The sequence below is a fragment of the Pseudomonas asplenii genome, assembly GCF_900105475.1.
Taxonomy (GTDB): Bacteria; Pseudomonadota; Gammaproteobacteria; order Pseudomonadales; family Pseudomonadaceae; genus Aquipseudomonas; species Aquipseudomonas asplenii.
In genome coordinates this window covers 2888636-2905171 of record NZ_LT629777.1, presented here as the reverse complement: position 1 = coordinate 2905171, position 16536 = coordinate 2888636, and the positions used below count along the sequence as shown (strand labels likewise).

Below are 16536 nucleotides of genomic sequence, written 5' to 3'. Positions count from 1 at the left end.
GGCCTACGTGGCGCCGGGCCTGCACGAAAGCGCCTGAGCGATATGCGTGCGGCCCTCGAAAGCGCCATCCATAGACAACGAAATAGGCGATTTAACCTACCTCACATCAAGAAATTTCCCGCCGGAATGGCGGTAAGGCATTGAGGATAGCCTTCCCGTAGCGCTGGGTGACCAGGCGTCGGTCAAGCAAGGTGATGATCCCACGGTCCGCCTCGGTGCGTAGCAGGCGGCCACAGGCCTGCACCAGCTTGAGCGAGGCGTCCGGTACGGCGATTTCCATGAACGGGTTGCCGCCACGGGCCTCGATCCACTCGGCCAGTGCCGCCTCGACCGGGTCGTCCGGCACGGCGAAGGGGATCTTGGCGATGACTACGTGTTCGCAATAGGCGCCAGGCAGGTCGACACCCTCGGCAAAACTCGCCAGGCCGAACAGCACGCTGGAATCGCCGCCATCGACCCGCGCCTTGTGTTTGTTGAGGGTTTCCTGCTTGGACAGGTTGCCCTGGATGAACACCTGCCTGCGCCAGTCGCGGTCCAGGCCGTCGAACACGTCCTGCATCTGCTTGCGCGAGGAAAACAGCACCAGCGACCCGCGCGAGCCTTCGACCAGTTCCGGCAGGTCACGGATGATCGCCGCCGTGTGGGCACTGGCATCGCGGGGATCGGCCTTGAGATCCGGCACCCGCAGCACACCGGCATCGGCATGGTGGAACGGGCTGGGGACCACGGCCGTCACCGCGGTTTTCGGCAGGCCGGCGCGCATGCGGAAGCGATCGAAGGTGCCCAGGGCGGTCAGGGTCGCCGAGGTCACCAGGGCCCCGTAGGCCACATTCCACAGGTTGCGTCGGAGCATATCGGCAGCAAGGATCGGGCTGGCATTGACTTCGATATCGAACAGCGCACCACTTTCGGCCAGGGTCAGCCAACGCGCCATCGGTGGGTTGTCCTCGGGGTCCTCGACGGTGAACGCGGTCCACAGCTCCCAATTGCCCTGAGCCCGGGATAGCAGGCTGCCGAACAACGGGTACCACTCCTCGGCCTGGCTGCTGGTGATACCGATGCTGACTTCACCATCCATGCCTTCCTTGAGCAGGTCGGTCAGGCGGGTAAACAGATCATTGAGGCGCGAGAAGCCCTTTTTCAACTCGATACCGATTTCCCGTATGTGCTCCGGGATCACTCCGCCGACAAAACGATGGCGCGGCCGCTCGCGACCTTCCATATCCTCGCCGCTGCGGAAATCGGCCAACTGCTCGCAGGCGCTGAACATGAACTGCTGCTGGGTCTTGATCTCCCGCGCCAGCTCCGGCACCTGTTCGATCCACTTGCCCAGGTCGCCCGGCAGCGGGTGTTGGGCCAGCAGCTTGGTCAGGTTCTTGGCGGTCTGCTCCAGCCAGTCGGCAGTCGAGCGCAAGCGGGTGTAATGGGCGAAGTGGCCGATGGCCTTGTCCGGCAGGTGATGGCCTTCGTCGAACACGTACAGGGTATCGCGCGGATCCGGCAGTACCGCACCGCCGCCCAGGGCCAGATCGGCGAGGACCATGTCATGGTTGGTGACGATCACGTCGACCTTGCCCATGCCCTCACGCGCCTTGTAGAACGAGCACTGACCGAAGTTCGGGCAATGGCGGTTGGTGCATTGGCTATGGTCGGTGGTCAGGCGCGCCCAGTCGGCGTCTTCCAGGGCGGTGGGCCAACTGTCACGGTCGCCGTCCCATTTGTTCCCGGCCAGTTTCTCGATCATGCTGGTAAACAGCTTCTGGCTGGCCTCATCGACTTCGATCTTGAAGCCTTCTTCCTCGAACAGCTGCGCCGTGGCGGTCTGTGCGTGGCCTTCCTGCAGCAGCATGTCCAGCTTGGACAGGCACATGTAGCGCCCACGCCCCTTGGCCAGGGCAAAGCTGAAGTTCAGCCCGCTGTTGCGCATCAGGTCCGGCAGGTCCTTGTAGACGATCTGCTCCTGCAGCGCGACGGTCGCGGTGGCAATCACCAGACGCTTGCCCGCCGCCTTCGCGGTGGGAATCGCCGCCAGGCTGTAGGCGACGGTCTTGCCGGTACCGGTGCCGGCCTCGACGGCGACCACCGCCGGTTCGCCATCACGGCGGCCTTCGTCATCGGTGTCGATATCACCGAGCACCTTCGCCACTTCGGCGATCATCAGACGCTGGCCGTAACGCGGCTTGAGGCTCTTGGCTTCGAGGAAACGCGAATAGGCGCCCTGGATCGTGGTTTTGAGTTCGGTGCTGATCATGAGTCTTCAGGCGCGAAAAACGCTGGATAAATTTTCAGTGGTTCGAATGGCCGCTATCATACCCCGCTAATTCATCCCGCGCCGAACGGAGTACCCGAATGACCGTTTTTGCCCTCGTCTACACCCTGCATCTGCTCGCCGCCCTGATCTGGGTCGGCGGCATGTTCTTCGCCTGGATGATCCTGCGTCCGGCCGCCATGGCCGCGCTTGAAGGGCCGGCCCGTCTGAAGTTGTGGCTCCAGGTGTTTCAGCGATTCTTCGTCTGGGTCTGGATCGCGGTGGTGATCCTGCCGATCAGCGGTGTCGGCCTGCTACAACTGCGTTTCAGCGGGTTCGAGACGGCGCCCCGCTATGTGCAGATCATGATGGGGCTGTACGTCGTGATGTTGGCACTGTTTCTTCGTATCCAGTCGTTGCAACTGCCAGAGTTGCGCGCGGCAGTCGAAGCACAAGAATGGGCCGAAGGCGCTGCCGTGCTGGGAAGGATTCGCCGCCTGGTGGGGGTCAATCTGTTGATCGGGCTGGCGTTGGTGGCAATCGTGGCGGCGCGGCCGATGTTCTGAACAGCCAGGGGCCGCACCGCCACGCAGATTACAGGCGCTGGATGGTCACGCTGCCCGCCTCGCCCTGAGGTCCGGGCTGTCCGACCAATCCAGGTCGGCCGGATTTGCCGCCAGCAGTATCGTAGATAAAGCAGCCCTTGGACCTGCCTCCGGCTCCCGGCCGTCCCGCTGCGCCCGCTGCCCCACCGGCGCCACCATCGACCTGAACCTTGATCTGCTCGGACGGATAGTCCCGAGGCAGTTCCAGCCGGACCTGCGCCCCTGGCGCACCCTGCCGACCATTACCCCCATTGTCGCCATCGGCACCACGCCCGGCCTGGCCCCAGGTGCAGCCCGGCTCCTCACCGTTGGCGCCGTCCAGCCCGACATAACCCGGCACACCGGTCCCGCCACGAGCGTCCACCGACAACAACGGCCCGCTCAGCGCGTTGATCCGCACGTTCAGGTTACGTCCCGGCAAGGGCGCCTTCTGGTAGCTACCGGGCGCGCCACGGGCGGTAATCTGGCTGCCGCTGTCCAGCTCGGCGCGCTCGACCTTGAGTTCGAAAGCCTGTTCACTGGGCACGATAGCGATACGCGCTTCATGCCCGAGGTGCAGTTGCCCCACGTCGAGCCGGGTGATGCCTGCCGGGACCAACAGAGTGCCATTGTCCGCCACGTCCAGGCGCTCCAGTTGCAACGAACTGGTGTTGCCGGGCAGGCGCAATACCGAATGCGGCTCAACGGTGACCACCTGGGCAACCGCCAGGGGACTGCACAGTGCCGCCAACAGACACAGACTACGCATGGCTGACCTCCTCACGCGACGGCAGCGGCAGCATCTGCACATGGAATATGCCAAATACCAGGATCCGCGCCCGATCCTGCCAGGGATGGGCACGCTCGCGCACGCTGCCGTTGAACAGCAGCACTTCCAGCAGATGCGTCAACAACAGCAGGCTCCCGGCCAGATTCACCAGCAGATGGAACGGACTGATCAGTGGGGTCACCAGGTTAACCAACACCACCAGCCAGAACAGCAGCGTCAGGACCTTCCCCAACCCCCAAAGCACCTTCATACCCGCCCCTCGTGTTTTTTTCTTTGGGCGCACAGTAACGGCTTGCACGGGCAATTTGCCAGTGGCCGGGAGAAATTATTCTCCAACGGTCGGTTTGCCTGCCGGTTCGACGAAATTCGTTGATCCAGAGCCACACGCGCCACTAGGCCAGACCCGTCGGGCAGGCTAGTCTTTGCAGTTCTGATTGAGGATTTTCGATGACCGAAAGCATTTCTTCCCGCACGCCCCAGCAAGCGTTGGCGGCACTCCTGGACCGTTACGCCCCGCAGAGCCTGCTGCTGGTGGGCGCGAGCAGCTTTCCGGCGCTTGAGGCTTTCCAGGCCGCGCACCCGCAAACCCAGGTCGCCTTCGCCGAACCGGGGCCACTGCCGGCTGAACTGGCGGCCCGGCGCTTCGACCTGGCGCTGGTGGTCGATTGCCTCGAACACCTGCCCAAACGCGCTGGTCGGGAACTGCTCGGCGGCATCCGCAACCTCAATGCCAGCCGCATCGCCGTATTGGTAGACATGGCGGCCGCCGACTGGCAGGACAGCGACTTCTTCGCCCTGGCTCTGCAGAGCAGTGAGCGTTTCCAACGTGATCAGCAGGTGCTGACACTGTTCACCTACGACCTGCGCGAATACAAACAGGTCCCGGACTGGCTCAACGCCAAGTTCTGGGCCAACCCGGAAAACTTCGGCAAATACTGGTGGTAATTCCCGTGAGCGTACCCATTTGCCCCTGCGGCAGCGGCAATCAGTTGGACAACTGCTGCGGCCCTTACCACGCAGGCCATCCCGCCCCCTGCGCCGAAGCGCTGATGCGCTCGCGCTACAGCGCTTATGTGCTGGGCCTGGTCGACTACCTGGTAACGACGACCCTGCCGGCCCAGCAGAGCGGCCTGAACCGCCAGTCCATTACCGACTGGAGTGCGCAAAGCACCTGGTTGGGTCTGGAGGTGGAAGGCTCACAAGTGCTGGGCGGCCAACCCGAACATGCCTTCGTCACCTTTACCGCCCGTTGGCACGACCACGGCGGCGAGCATAGCCATCGCGAGCGCTCCGCCTTCGTGCAGAACGCCGGGCGCTGGTACTTCATCGACCCGACCGTGGCGCTCAAGGCCGGGCGCAACGACGCCTGCCCCTGTGGCAGCGGGCAGAAATACAAGAAGTGCTGTTCGAGCTACCTGGCCGGCTGAGGCCGCTCAGCAAAGCTTCAGATGAGAGGTATCGGGGACTGCGGGCGCGGCGGGCTCTGGAATCTGCCCCATATCGCTGCCCACCGGCGCAACACTGAACGCCGACAGGTCGAGAACCGGCGCGAGTGGCGCCGACCTGGGGTCCTGCACATCGCTATCGGCATCAGCGATACCATAGTCCGGCGCATCGACCTCACTGAAAGCCGCCATATAGGCATCACGCGGCACCACCTGAGCCCGTCCGACGGGTTCGGGAACAGCGCTCATCTCGATCTCCTCCATCGGCATTGCCACCACCTCGACCACCGCCCCCGCTCGCTCGATGGTCCCGCGGTACTTCTCGGCGGCAGCCGCATCGAGGTTGTGTTTCAACACCAGCCGGCGTCCGGAGAACAGCAGTTCGATCCTCTGGGCATCGGCCTGGAACAACCGGGCCAGGTTGCTGCGGACCTGTTCGACCGGGGCACTCGGCACCAGCTCACCGCTGAAAACAATCTCGTAAAGGCGCATGACCACGCTCCTGTGTGCCGACTCGATCCATTGCTTGGCGATCTCAGTATCGCCCAGGTGGTTTTCTCGCCACAACCCACGGGGGCCGCGTTAGACTGGCCGTCGAGAGGAGGCTCACCATGCGCTCACGAATACTCGGTACGCTCACCCTGCTGGTCATCCTGGCGTTGTCCGGCTGCGCCTCCTGGCTCGATGCCGGGCCACAAGACCCGGTGGTGAGCCTGGTACGGGTGGAATTGGTCAAGGCCGGCCTCCTGCAACAGAAGTTCAAGTTGCACTTTCGCCTCGACAACCCCAACGACAACACCCTGACCGTGCGCGCGCTGCACTATCGGATCTACCTCGACCAGTGGCTGCTGGCCGAAGGTGAATCCGATCAGTGGCTGACCGTGGAGCCCAACAGCCGGATGTTTTTTGTGGTGCCGGTACGGACCAACCTCTGGCAACACGTGAAGCCGCTGGCCAAACGCCTGGAAAAACCTGGCCGACCGATTCCCTATCGCCTGGAGGGCACCCTGGAAACCGGATTATTCATCGGCTATGACGTGCACCTGGAGCACAAAGGCGAGATAATTCCCCGCAATCTTATTTCGGAGTAGTTCCAGCATGACTCAGCAACCTCACGTCCATGGCCCTGATTGCAATCACGACCATGATCACGCCCATCACGATCACGGCCACGTTCACGGCCCGAACTGCGGCCACGCGCACCAGGAACCGGTACGCAATGCATTGAAAGACGTGGGCCGCAACGATCCGTGCCCCTGCGGCAACGGCAAGAAATTCAAGAAGTGCCACGGCGCCTGACGTCCTCCTGTTTTGGGAGCCGGCTTGCTGGCGATAGCAGTCGTTGGGAATCAAGCGAATGGCCGCCTTCGGCGGATCTCCAGCAAGCCGGCTCCCACAAATGACCCTGCAGCTCCTGTAGAAACAGCCAGTGCGGCCACGTGGCACTAGTCCTCGCGCCGCTCGAAAGCCAGCGTCACCTCCAGCCCACCGCCCTCACGATTACGCAAGGTCATCCGGCCGCCGTGAGCGGCAGCGATGGTATGGGCGATGCTCAACCCCAGACCATAGCCGCCGGTTTTCGCATTGCGTGAGCCCTCGACCCGATAGAACGGCTCCACCACCTGCTCCAGCAGGGCCTCGGGAATCCCCGGCCCACGATCGCTGATGACGATCCGCAGTTGCTGCGGCTGGTCTTCGACCCGTACAACCACTTCACGGCCATAACGCACTGCGTTTTCCAGCAGATTCTGTACGCAACGCTTGAGGCTGCGGGCATAACCCGACAAGGGCCGTTGCGCCCGGCCCTCGACGCTGATGGGTTCGCCGATATCCTCCAGGTCCGCCTGCAAGCTGCGCAGCAGCGCATTGATATCGATGCTCTGGCGTTCTTCGTTCACCTCTCCGCTGCTGACGAAATCCAGGGTGCTGGAAACCATGTGTTCCATGTCCTCCAGGTCCGTGCGAAAGCGCTCCTTGATCTGGTTGTCTTCCAGCAGCTCGGTGCGCAGGCGCAGCCGGGTGATCGGCGAGCGCAGATCATGGGAAATGGCGGCGAAGAATCTCGTCCGTTCGCCAATGCTGGCGATCAATTGCTGCTGCATCACATTGAAGGCCTGGGCCGCCCGACGAACCTCGGTGGGCCCATCCAGTGGCAATGGCGGGCGCCGGATGTCCCGACCCAGTGCCTCGGCTGCCTTGGCCAGGGCGTTCAGTGGACGAATCGCCAGGCGCACTGCGAGCAGCGCGATGATCACAACCACGATGATCCGCAACAGGTAGATGCGCATCACGTAGTCGAACAGCAGGTCCAGCGGCGAGGTGCTGGTCCAGCCCTGCTCCTCGCGGGCCTCCACCTGCAGCCAGCGACCGTCCGGCAAACGCAGCTCGATAAGGAATTGACCGATGGCCGGGCTGGTACCAAACAGGGTCGGCAGCCCGGCCACCTGGCCCTGCTGATCCACCAGCGACAGTTGCAGCAAACGGAGGGACTGCGAATAGCCGGTCTTTTCCGACAGCACCTTGTGCAGCAATCGCTCGGTCCCCAGGTCCTGTTCGCTCAGCTTACTGGGCACAGTGCTGGCCTGGTCACTCAGGGTCAGGTGAAAGTTCGGCGAATCGATCAGTTCGATCAGGCTGTCCACCCGATGCGGGTCAAGATGGGAGAGGCGCACGATATTGGCCAGCCGGGTGGCGATCAGCCGAGTGGGAATCTCCAGTACCTGACTGTGGCGCACGTCGTACCAGATGCTGCTGGTCAGAATCTGCGCCGCGAGCATGCCGCTGACCAGGATGAGTACCAGTCGGCCGAACAGCGAACGCGGCCACAGCCTCACGACTGGGGGTCCACATCGGTGGCGGTCAACATGTAGCCTTCGTTGCGTACCGTCTTGATCAGGCTAGGGTCCAACTGCTGGCGCAGGCGGCTGATACACACATCAATCGAGCGGTCGAACGGCGTACTGTCCTTTTCAAACACGTGATTGAGCAGAAAATCCCGGCTCAACGGCCGATTTGGGTGCTGCAGCAACAGACGCAACACCCGAAAATCGGTATTTCCCAGGCTGATCACCAGCCCCTGCGGGGACAACAGTTGACGGGCACGGGTATCCAGTTGCCAGCCGGCAAAGCGAATGGTCGGCACATCGTCGATCCGCGCGCGCTCGGGAAAACTCTGAGCCCGACGCAACACCACCTTGATGCGTACCAGCAACTCCCGGGGGTCGAACGGTTTGGGCAGGTAATCGTCGGCGCCCAATTCGAGACCGAGGATGCGGTCCACCAGGGTGCCGCGGGCGGTGAGCATGATCACCGGGGTGTTGGAAGTCACCCGCAGCTCTCGGCACAGGCTCAGCCCATCCTCCCCTGGCAACATCAGGTCGAGGACGATCAGGTCGATGACATTCAGTTCCAGGCGCCGGCGCATTTCCTTGCCATCACAGGCCGTGGAGGTCTGGTAGCCGGCATTGCTCAGGTACTCGGACAGCAACTGACGAATTTCCGGATCGTCATCGACGATCAGCAGGTGATCTGGCTTGGTCATGGGAAAGGTCGTTATCCGCAAAATGACGAGATAGCCGAAAGCGTTCGGCCTGTAAAAGTTAAATGTAATGGAATGTGTTGATACGCGTTTTCATGCGTTTCCAATACAAAGCGCGACCTGTGCGCCGGAGCGGGCTCTTTAGACTACCGAATCTAAATAAGATTGATTTTAATTTATTACAAATTGCCCCGCATGCCATCGTCGCCCCAGCCCTCCCCTTCACGTCTGTAAAGACTGGCCCTGACCTGCACCCTGGCCACTTATTCGGCCTCATGGCCCTCGGTGCGCTGGAGTGACGTCTGATGCGCCGCCTGTCCCTGGAGAAATCGTGATGATCCAACCCCGTGCGTTACTGCGCCTGAGCGCGCTGTTCACCGTTCTGTTGCTTGGCCCCGTTGCGGCGGCCTCGGCCCATGAAGTCACCGACGTGCTAGGCCGCAAGGTCGATGTGCCGGACCAGGTCCAGCGCGTGGTGCTCGGTGAAGGCCGACTGATTTCCGCCTTCGCCCTGCTCGACCGCGAAGCCCCGTTCCAGCGGATCGTCGGCTGGCAGAACGACCTGCGCCTGCTCGACCCGCACACCTATGCGGCGTACACGGCCAAGTTCCCCAAGGTCAAGGACATCCCGTTGATCGGCCAGGCCTCGGAGCAGAGCGTCAGCGCCGAGGAAATCCTCAGCCTCAAGCCGGACCTGGCGGTGTTCAGCATCTCCGGCCACGGACCGACCGAACACAGCCCGGTCGCCGATGTACTCGCCAAAGCCGGTATCGCGGTGCTGTTCGTCGACTTCCGGATCAACCCGATCAAGGGCACCCACGTCAGCCTCGACGCGCTCGGCCAGGCCCTCGGTCGCCAGGCGCAGGCCAAGGCCTACCTGGAGTTCTACGATCAACACGTGAAAGCCATTACCGACAAGGTCGGCAACCTGCCGGACAACCAGCGACCCAAGGTCTTCCTCGAACTGCTGGCCGGCGCCTGGCAGGCTCCGGGACACACCACCGGCAAGAGCGGCATGGGTGAAGTGATCCGCACCGTCGGCGGGGTGAACATTGCCGAAGGCGTAGTGCCCGGGGCGCTGGGGGATATCAGCGTCGAATACGCGCTCAAGGCCGACCCGGACGTATACGTCGCCACCGGCAACCACAAGCCAGGCCTGATCCTCGGTGCCGGGGTCAGCCAGAACGAAGCCCGCGAGGCATTCGATAATGTGCTCGCGCGTCCCGAGTTCAAGAACCTGCGGGCGATCCGCAGCAGCAACGCCCATGGCCTGTGGCATGACTTCTACAACTCGCCCTACAACCTGCTGGCGATCGAAGCCCTGGCCAAGTGGATTCATCCAGAGCTGTTCGCCCAGTTGAACCCACAGGCGACCATGGATGCCATGAACCAGCAGTTCCTCGATACGCCGCTCAAGGGCGCGTACTGGATCGATGCGCAAGCCAAGTAACCTCCTTCAACCCTGAGGAAAGGGCTGCCGGAACGGCTGTGATACTGATCCCATGTGCGGAGCGGGCTTGCCCGTGCTCGGCTGCCAGGCAGCCGTAAAACCAGAGAACTCGGTCTATCGGATAGACCGGGTTTTCGGGTTTCAGGGGAACTGCGTTCCCCAGCGGGCAAGCCCCCTCGCCACACAGTCAGCGAATAGCCAAACATCCGCGCAGCGCCCACGTGACCGTGATGACCCCATCTTCAAACGCTGTGCCCCTGGATCTGGCCGCCGCCAGCCAGGGTTATCGCCGCCTGCTGTTGCGCCGCCTGTGGTTGCTGGTGCTGCTCGGTGCTGCCCTGTTGTGCGCGATGCTCGTCGATCTCGCCAGCGGGCCTTCCGGCATGGGCCTGCCAGCGCTGCTCGACGGCCTGTTGCACCCCGACCACCTGAGCCTGACCGACCAAGTGATTATCTGGAACGTGCGCCTGCCCTACACCCTGATGGCCGTGCTGGTCGGCTGCGCACTGTCGTTGGCCGGCGCGGAAATGCAGGCGATCCTCAACAACCCGCTGGCCAGCCCCTTCACCCTTGGCGTGTCGTCGGCGGCTGCGCTGGGCGCCTCGCTGGTGATCGTGTTTCCGGTGACCAGCGCCTGGCTGTCGAACAACACGGCGATATCCCTTTCGGCTTTCATCTTCGCCGCCGCCTCGGTGTTCCTGCTGCAAGCCATGTCGCGGCTGCGCGGCGCAGGGGTAGAAAGCCTGGTGCTGTTCGGTATCGCCCTGGTCTTCAGTTGCAACGCCGTGGTGGCGCTGCTGCAACTGGTCGCCACCGAGGACGTGCTGCAACAACTGGTGTTCTGGACACTGGGCAGCGTGACCCGGGCCAACTGGGACAAGCTGGGCATTCTTGCGCTGGTGATCGCCCTGGTCATGCCGTTCTCCTTCGCCGCCGCACCGCGCCTGACGTTGCTGCGCATGGGCGAGGATCGCGCCATGAGCTTCGGTGTCGATGTGAAGCGCCTGCGCTTCGCCTCGTTGCTGCGCATCAGCCTGCTGTCTGCGACAGCGGTGGCGTTTGTCGGCACCATCGGTTTCATCGGCCTGGTCGGCCCGCATATCGCCCGCATCCTCGTCGGTGAAGACCAGCGTTTCCTGCTGCCCGCCAGCGCCCTGGTCGGCGCCCTGCTGCTGGGATTGTCGTCGATCGCCAGCAAGCTGATCATGCCCGGCGTAGTAGTGCCGGTGGGGATCGTCACGGCACTGGTCGGTGTACCGATTTTCGTCCTGCTGGTGTTCAAGCGTGGGAGGCAACTATGAGCGAGCGAGCACAGGGCCTGATGGTCGAACATGCGGTGATCGGCTATGGCCGGCGCCATGTGGTCCGCGACCTGACCCTGCCGGTCCTGCAACCGGGCACCCTGACCGCCCTGATCGGCCCCAACGGCGCTGGCAAATCGACCTTGCTGCGCGGTATCGCCGGCCTGGAAAAGATGAGCGGCACGGTACGCCTGCACGGTGAAGACCTGGCTCGCCTGTCGGTGGCGGAACGGGCCCGAAGGGTGACCTACATGCCACAGAATCTGCCGCCGGGCCTGAGCCTGAGCGTGATGGAAAGCGTGGTCGCGGCCTTGCGCGTTGGCCGGTTGTCGAATCAGGAATGCCTGGATGAAGCGTTCAACGCCTTGCAACGCATCGGTATCACTCATCTGGCGGACCAGTGGCTGAGCAGCCTGTCCGGTGGTCAGCGCCAACTGGTCAGCCTGGCGCAACTGATCGCCCGCCGGCCGCGGGTGATGCTGCTGGACGAACCCACCAGCGCGCTGGACCTCAATTACCAGTTGAAGGTGATGGCCTGTGTGCAGTCGCTGGTCCGTGAACACCAGTTGATCGCCGTGGTGGTGCTACACGACATCAACCTCGCCGCGCGTTATGCCGACAATCTCGCAGTGCTGCGCCAGGGGCAATTGTTCGCCAGCGGCGCGCCGCAGGCGATCCTCGATACGCAGTTGTTCGCCGAGGTCTATGGCGTGTCGGCACGGATCGAGCGCTGCTCGCGGCAGACCCTGCAGATACTGGTGGATGAGGCGGTGGGCTGATCCTGTGCCCAGCGTTTCCCAGGCATAAGGCCTCCTGAAACCTGCGCTGTTCTCGTGGGAGCCGGCTTGCTGGCGATAGCGGTGTATCAGTCAGCAAAGATGTCGGCTGAAAGATCGCAATCGCCAGCAAGCTGGCTCTCTCAAACGCCATGTGTTGTCCCCAGGAACCTCTATTGCCCCAACACCTCGGCGGCAGACAACACCGTCGCGTATTCGCCATGCAGATTACCCAGGGACATGGCGTGTACCTCCTGGGCGGTACGCAGTTGGCCGAAGTAGTCCGCCTTGTCGAAGGTGTAGCAGGCATCCTCCACCACCCACGTGACAAAACCGAGGTTGCCGGCGCTCCGCGCCGTCGCCTCCACCGAATTGTTGGTCGATACGCCCACAATCACCAACCGGCTGACTCCCGCCGCCTGCAAACGGTCTTGCAAGCCGGTCGCGCAAAAGGCATCCGGCACCTCTTTCTGAATCAGCCACTCTCCCGGCAACGGGCGGAACCGCTCCTGAAATTCGACCCCCGACTGGCCGGGCCAGAACACCGATTCCGACGAACGGGACAGGTGCTGCACGTGGACCACTGGCCAGCCCTGGTCACGCCAATGCTGGAGCAGTTCGGCGATACGCTCCTCGGCTGCGGGATTGTTGCGTGGCCCGAGCCGGGGTTGAAGAATGCCCTGCTGTTGGTCAATCACGATCAGTACCGCATGAACCCCGGTTGCCATGATTTTTTTCGCTCCCTTTGCGACAAGAATCGCCAGGATCGCACAAAACCGCAAAATAACCGCAGCCCCTGTCTTGCGCGGCTTGGTCCCGCTCACTAACGTAGCGCCTTTATTGACGCTACCCCCGCAGGAGCCTTGCCATGGCCTCGCCAGCCTACCCTCACTTTTTCAAAAAATGTGGCGTCGCCGCCGCCGTGGCGGGTCTGCTCGGCCTGGCCGGCTGCCAGGCCTGGAACACCCAGGACAGCCTGCCGCCGACCTCCGGTGTACAACCGATCAAGGGGCTGGCCCAGAACGTGTCGGTGCGCCGCAATAGCCTGGGCATGCCGCTGATCGAGAGCAACAGCTTCCATGACGCGCTGTTCACCCTGGGTTATGTCCACGCCAGCGACCGCATTACCCAGATGGTCACTCTGCGCCTGCTGGCCCAAGGCCGCCTGGCTGAAATGAACGGTGCCGAAGCCCTCGACACCGACCGGTTCATGCGCGCGGTCAACCTGAAGAAAAGCGCCGGCGAGCTGTACAACGCCGCCTCGCCACGCCTCAAGCGTTTCTTCGAGGTCTACGCCCGGGGCGTCAACGCCTACCTGTTCCGCTACCGCGACAAGCTGCCGCCGGACCTGGCTCGTACCGGCTACCTGCCGGAATACTGGAAACCGGAAGATTCCGCGCTGGTTTTCTGCCTGCTGAACTTCCAACTGTCGGCCAACCTGCCGGAAGAGATTTCGTCGCTGGTCATCGCCCAGAAAGTCGGGGTCGACAAGCTCGCCTGGCTGACGCCGACCGCTCCCGACGAACCGCTGCCACAAGCCGATGCGGACAAGCTCAAGGGCGTGGCGCTGAGCCAGATCGCCGGGCTGACCGCAGTCGACAAGGCTTCCGCACAGGTCTCGGCCCTGAACGGCTTAGGTGCCGGCACCTCGACCAACTGGGCCATCGGGCCGCAGCGCAGTCGTAACGGCAAGAGCTTGCTGGCCGCTGACCTGCAGCAACCGACCAGCGCCCCGGCCGCCTGGAACTACGTGCAGATCCGTGCACCGAAGTACCAGGCCGCCGGGCTCTCGGTCGCCGGTCTGCCGGCTATTCTTTCCGGTTTCAACGGCAAGGTCGCCTGGAGCCTGGCATCTGTGCCCGGCGACAGCCAGGATCTGTTCCTGGAGAAGCTCAAGCGCCAGGGCAACGCCCTGTACTACGAGGCCGACGGCAAATGGCTGCCGGCCAGCGTGCGCAACGAGACCTATTTCATCAAGGGCCAGCGTTCAATACGCGAGACCGTCTTCGAGACCCGCCATGGTCCGCTGCTCAACAGTGCCCTGGGTGACACGCCATTGGCTGGCGGTTATGGCCTGGCCCTGCAGATGCCCTCGCTCAAGGACGACAAGAGCCTCGATGCGTTCTTCGACCTGTCCCGTGCCCAGAACGCCGAGAAGGCCTCGGACGCCAGCCGGGAAATCCGCGCTATCGCCCTGAACCTGGTTTTCGCCGACGCCAGCAATATCGGCTGGCAGGTCACCGGTCGCTACCCCAATCGTCGTGAAGGCGAAGGCCTGTTCCCCTCGCCGGGCTGGGACAGCCGCTTCGACTGGGACGGTTATGCCGACGCGATGCTCCACCCCTACGACCAGACCCCGCCCCAGGGCTGGCTCGGCACCGCCAACCAGCGTACGGCAGCCAAGGGCTACGGCATGCAACTGTCCAACTCCTGGTACTACCCGGAGCGTGGCGAACGCCTGGCGCAGTTGGCCAGCGCCGGCAAGCAGGACACTCGCAGCATGATTGCCATGCAGTACGACCAGAGCACCACATTCGCCGACAAGCTGAAGAAGATGTTCGAGGCGCCGGGCATGGCTCAGCCGCTCAAGCAGGCCATCGACGCGCTGCCCGAGGCCGAACGTGCCAAGGCGCGGGAAGCACTCAGCCGGCTGATGGCATTCGATGGCAAGCTCAGCCCGACCTCGGCCGACGCTGCGCTGTATGAACTGTTCCTGCAGGAAAGCATGAAGCAGATCTTCCTCGACAAGCTCGGCCCGGAAAACGGTCCGGTATGGCAGGCGTTCATCGCCAACGGCCGGTTGTCTTATTCGGCCCAGGCCGATCATTTGCTGGGGCGCGAGGACAGCCCGTTCTGGGATGACAGCCGCACCCCGCAGAAAGAAGACAAGCCATCGATCCTCGCCCGCAGCCTGGCCGCGGCGATCAGCGCAGGCGACAGCCAACTGGGCGGCGATCACAAGGCCTGGCAGTGGGGCAAACTGCATCTACTGGAATGGAAGAGCGCCAGCGGCCAGAGCCTGCGCGGCCCGATCCAGGTCGGTGGCGATCACACCACCCTGAACACTACGGCCTACCTGTGGGGCGGCAATAACTTCGAAACGATCCTGGCGCCAGCCGTGCGGATGATCGTCGACTTCGGCCAGCCCGAACCGTTGATGGGCCAGCAGAGCCCGGGCCAGTCCGGCAATCCGGCGAGCCCGTACTATGCCAATGGTATCGACGGCTGGCTGAAGGCCCAGTACGTCAGCTTCCCGATGCAGCCGCAGAACCTCGACAAGGCCTACGGCACCAGCCGATTGACCCTGACACCGGGTAAATAGCTCCCGCGCGAGCGAAGCAGGGGTTGTGAGTTGTGATGGTCACTGGTCCAGATCACACACGCCAACCCCACCCACCCTCTCATCCCGATAAATTTTCGCACCATTAATGAGCACCTGTTTCTTGATGCACGATTTCGGGCATGATCAGCTGGCTTGTAGCCATATTCCTACCTTTTAAAACGTCTGTTCGGGACTATGGTTCGGAAATTGCTACCTTTATCCGGTCATACGCGTTCCAGTAACAGTACTTCGTGCGCCACAAGCGCTCATTTTGGTCTTCAGAGATTAAATAATGAAAAAAGCATTGCTGACTCTTTCCGCATTGGCTCTGTGCATGGCCGCCGGCTCCGCCATGGCCAAGGAATACAAGGAATTGCGCTTTGGCGTGGACCCGTCCTACGCGCCCTTCGAGTCCAAGGCCGCCGACGGCAGCCTGGTCGGCTTCGACATCGACCTGGGCAACGCCATCTGCGCCGAGCTGAAAGTCAAATGCAAATGGGTTGAAAGCGACTTCGACGGCATGATTCCAGGGCTCAATGCCAACAAGTTCGACGGCGTGATCTCCTCGATGACCGTGACCGAAGCCCGTCAGAAGGCGATCGACTTCTCCAGCGAGCTGTTCTCCGGCCCGACTTCCCTGGTGTTCAAAAAAGGCGCGAACTACTCCACTCCTGAGTCCCTCAAGGGCAAGAGCGTGGGCTACGAACAAGGCACCATCCAGGAAGCCTACGCCAAGGCAGTGCTGGACAAGGCAGGTGTGATCACCAAGGCCTACGCCAACCAGGACCAGGTCTATGCCGACCTGACCTCCGGTCGTCTCGACGCCTCGGTGCAGGACATGCTCCAGGCCGAACTGGGCTTCCTCAAGTCGCCAGCCGGTACCGGCTACGAAGTCAGCAAGGCGATCGACGATCCGCTGCTGCCTGCTAAAACCGCGGTCGGTATCAAAAAAGGTAACAAAGACCTCAAGGCTCTGCTGGACAAAGGTATCGAAGCGTTACACAAGGACGGCAAGTACGCCGAAATCCAGAAAAAGCATTTTGGCGACCTGAATCTGTATAGCGGGAAGTGATCCCCTGGGC

The 16536-nt window shown here is 62.7% G+C and carries 17 protein-coding genes; 10 read left to right on the top strand and 7 right to left on the bottom strand.

Going from position 1 to position 16536, the window contains the following annotated elements; translation table 11 throughout:
• Positions 1 to 106 precede the first annotated feature (106 nt).
• Positions 107 to 2251 (bottom strand): ATP-dependent DNA helicase DinG, encoded by a 2145-nt coding sequence (gene dinG, locus BLU37_RS13280; RefSeq protein ID WP_019361293.1) that lies wholly within the window; start codon positions 2249 to 2251, stop codon positions 107 to 109.
• 98 nt (positions 2252 to 2349) lie between these two features.
• Here dinG and BLU37_RS13275 point away from each other — a divergent pair, with 98 nt between their 5' ends.
• Positions 2350 to 2814, top strand: coding sequence for a CopD family protein (locus BLU37_RS13275; protein WP_090205537.1), 465 nt, complete (start codon positions 2350 to 2352; stop codon positions 2812 to 2814).
• Positions 2815 to 2842: 28 nt separating this feature from the next.
• Here BLU37_RS13275 and BLU37_RS13270 read toward each other — a convergent pair whose 3' ends face one another.
• Both BLU37_RS13270 and BLU37_RS13265 read right to left on the bottom strand, forming a co-directional pair.
• Positions 2843 to 3601: a hypothetical protein gene (locus BLU37_RS13270; RefSeq protein ID WP_090205534.1), complete on the bottom strand. Its 759-nt coding sequence runs from the start codon at positions 3599 to 3601 to the stop codon at positions 2843 to 2845.
• Positions 3594 to 3872 (bottom strand): DUF1145 domain-containing protein, encoded by a 279-nt coding sequence (locus BLU37_RS13265; protein ID WP_010450531.1) that lies wholly within the window; start codon positions 3870 to 3872, stop codon positions 3594 to 3596. Before BLU37_RS13265 ends, BLU37_RS13270 begins: the two co-directional genes overlap by 8 nt.
• Before the next feature lie 197 nt (positions 3873 to 4069).
• On the opposite strand from BLU37_RS13265, the gene BLU37_RS13260 reads away from it, so the two are divergent.
• The gene (locus BLU37_RS13260) at positions 4070 to 4567 is read left to right on the top strand and encodes a DUF6231 family protein (RefSeq protein WP_090205531.1); all 498 of its coding nucleotides are present in this window, start codon (positions 4070 to 4072) and stop codon (positions 4565 to 4567) included.
• Between the two features lie 5 nt (positions 4568 to 4572).
• On the top strand, positions 4573 to 5049 hold the full coding sequence (locus BLU37_RS13255) for a YchJ family protein (protein ID WP_090205528.1): 477 nt from the start codon (positions 4573 to 4575) through the stop codon (positions 5047 to 5049).
• 6 nt (positions 5050 to 5055) lie between these two features.
• On the opposite strand, the gene BLU37_RS13250 is transcribed toward BLU37_RS13255, so the two are convergent.
• Complete coding sequence (locus BLU37_RS13250) at positions 5056 to 5559, bottom strand: hypothetical protein (protein ID WP_090205526.1); 504 nt, start codon at positions 5557 to 5559, stop codon at positions 5056 to 5058.
• Between the two features lie 119 nt (positions 5560 to 5678).
• Here BLU37_RS13250 and BLU37_RS13245 point away from each other — a divergent pair, with 119 nt between their 5' ends.
• Positions 5679 to 6158, top strand: coding sequence for an LEA type 2 family protein (locus BLU37_RS13245; protein WP_010450535.1), 480 nt, complete (start codon positions 5679 to 5681; stop codon positions 6156 to 6158).
• A 7-nt stretch (positions 6159 to 6165) separates the two neighbouring features.
• A complete protein-coding gene (locus tag BLU37_RS13240; RefSeq protein ID WP_010450536.1) occupies positions 6166 to 6366 on the top strand; it encodes an SEC-C metal-binding domain-containing protein in 201 nt (66 codons plus the stop codon).
• A gap of 146 nt (positions 6367 to 6512) precedes the next feature.
• Here the strand turns inward: BLU37_RS13240 and BLU37_RS13235 are convergent, their stop codons facing one another.
• Both BLU37_RS13235 and BLU37_RS13230 read right to left on the bottom strand, forming a co-directional pair.
• Positions 6513 to 7901 carry an ATP-binding protein gene (locus tag BLU37_RS13235; RefSeq protein WP_090205523.1) on the bottom strand — a complete coding sequence of 463 codons (1389 nt, stop codon included), beginning with the start codon at positions 7899 to 7901 and terminating at the stop codon, positions 6513 to 6515.
• Positions 7898 to 8608: a response regulator gene (locus tag BLU37_RS13230; RefSeq protein ID WP_010450539.1), complete on the bottom strand. Its 711-nt coding sequence runs from the start codon at positions 8606 to 8608 to the stop codon at positions 7898 to 7900. The genes BLU37_RS13235 and BLU37_RS13230 overlap by 4 nt, the downstream gene beginning before the upstream one ends.
• Positions 8609 to 8939: 331 nt before the next feature.
• On the opposite strand from BLU37_RS13230, the gene BLU37_RS13225 reads away from it, so the two are divergent.
• The 3 genes from BLU37_RS13225 to BLU37_RS13215 all read left to right on the top strand — a co-directional run bounded on the left by BLU37_RS13225 (position 8940) and on the right by BLU37_RS13215 (position 12135).
• On the top strand, positions 8940 to 10055 hold the full coding sequence (locus tag BLU37_RS13225; protein ID WP_090205520.1) for an ABC transporter substrate-binding protein: 1116 nt from the start codon (positions 8940 to 8942) through the stop codon (positions 10053 to 10055).
• A 230-nt stretch (positions 10056 to 10285) separates the two neighbouring features.
• The gene (locus BLU37_RS13220) at positions 10286 to 11356 is read left to right on the top strand and encodes a FecCD family ABC transporter permease (RefSeq protein WP_090205517.1); all 1071 of its coding nucleotides are present in this window, start codon (positions 10286 to 10288) and stop codon (positions 11354 to 11356) included.
• Positions 11353 to 12135 (top strand): ABC transporter ATP-binding protein, encoded by a 783-nt coding sequence (locus tag BLU37_RS13215; RefSeq protein ID WP_090205515.1) that lies wholly within the window; start codon positions 11353 to 11355, stop codon positions 12133 to 12135. Before BLU37_RS13220 ends, BLU37_RS13215 begins: the two co-directional genes overlap by 4 nt.
• Before the next feature lie 170 nt (positions 12136 to 12305).
• On the opposite strand, the gene BLU37_RS13210 is transcribed toward BLU37_RS13215, so the two are convergent.
• Positions 12306 to 12860, bottom strand: a complete 555-nt coding sequence (locus tag BLU37_RS13210) for a cysteine hydrolase family protein (RefSeq protein WP_090205512.1) — start codon at positions 12858 to 12860, stop codon at positions 12306 to 12308.
• 140 nt (positions 12861 to 13000) lie between these two features.
• Between BLU37_RS13210 and BLU37_RS13205 the strand changes: the two genes are divergently transcribed.
• Positions 13001 to 15454, top strand: coding sequence for a penicillin acylase family protein (locus BLU37_RS13205; protein WP_090205510.1), 2454 nt, complete (start codon positions 13001 to 13003; stop codon positions 15452 to 15454).
• A gap of 292 nt (positions 15455 to 15746) precedes the next feature.
• Positions 15747 to 16526 (top strand): transporter substrate-binding domain-containing protein, encoded by a 780-nt coding sequence (locus BLU37_RS13200; protein ID WP_090205508.1) that lies wholly within the window; start codon positions 15747 to 15749, stop codon positions 16524 to 16526.
• The last annotated feature ends 10 nt before the right edge of the window (positions 16527 to 16536 follow it).

Bases quoted from the DNA above. Each gene is read 5' to 3' on its own strand.
- BLU37_RS13265 (WP_010450531.1), bottom strand. From the start codon at position 3,872: ATGAAGGTGCTTTGGGGGTTGGGGAAGGTCCTGACGCTGCTGTTCTGG.
- BLU37_RS13260 (WP_090205531.1), top strand. From the start codon at position 4,070: ATGACCGAAAGCATTTCTTCCCGCACGCCCCAGCAAGCGTTGGCGGCA.
- BLU37_RS13205 (WP_090205510.1), top strand. From the start codon at position 13,001: ATGGCCTCGCCAGCCTACCCTCACTTTTTCAAAAAATGTGGCGTCGCC.
- BLU37_RS13210 (WP_090205512.1), bottom strand. From the start codon at position 12,860: ATGGCAACCGGGGTTCATGCGGTACTGATCGTGATTGACCAACAGCAG.
- BLU37_RS13215 (WP_090205515.1), top strand. From the start codon at position 11,353: ATGAGCGAGCGAGCACAGGGCCTGATGGTCGAACATGCGGTGATCGGC.
- BLU37_RS13245 (WP_010450535.1), top strand. From the start codon at position 5,679: ATGCGCTCACGAATACTCGGTACGCTCACCCTGCTGGTCATCCTGGCG.
- BLU37_RS13220 (WP_090205517.1), top strand. From the start codon at position 10,286: ATGACCCCATCTTCAAACGCTGTGCCCCTGGATCTGGCCGCCGCCAGC.
- BLU37_RS13225 (WP_090205520.1), top strand. From the start codon at position 8,940: ATGATCCAACCCCGTGCGTTACTGCGCCTGAGCGCGCTGTTCACCGTT.
- BLU37_RS13250 (WP_090205526.1), bottom strand. From the start codon at position 5,559: ATGCGCCTTTACGAGATTGTTTTCAGCGGTGAGCTGGTGCCGAGTGCC.
- BLU37_RS13270 (WP_090205534.1), bottom strand. From the start codon at position 3,601: ATGCGTAGTCTGTGTCTGTTGGCGGCACTGTGCAGTCCCCTGGCGGTT.
- BLU37_RS13200 (WP_090205508.1), top strand. From the start codon at position 15,747: ATGAAAAAAGCATTGCTGACTCTTTCCGCATTGGCTCTGTGCATGGCC.
- BLU37_RS13230 (WP_010450539.1), bottom strand. From the start codon at position 8,608: ATGACCAAGCCAGATCACCTGCTGATCGTCGATGACGATCCGGAAATT.
- BLU37_RS13275 (WP_090205537.1), top strand. From the start codon at position 2,350: ATGACCGTTTTTGCCCTCGTCTACACCCTGCATCTGCTCGCCGCCCTG.
- dinG (WP_019361293.1), bottom strand. From the start codon at position 2,251: ATGATCAGCACCGAACTCAAAACCACGATCCAGGGCGCCTATTCGCGT.
- BLU37_RS13240 (WP_010450536.1), top strand. From the start codon at position 6,166: ATGACTCAGCAACCTCACGTCCATGGCCCTGATTGCAATCACGACCAT.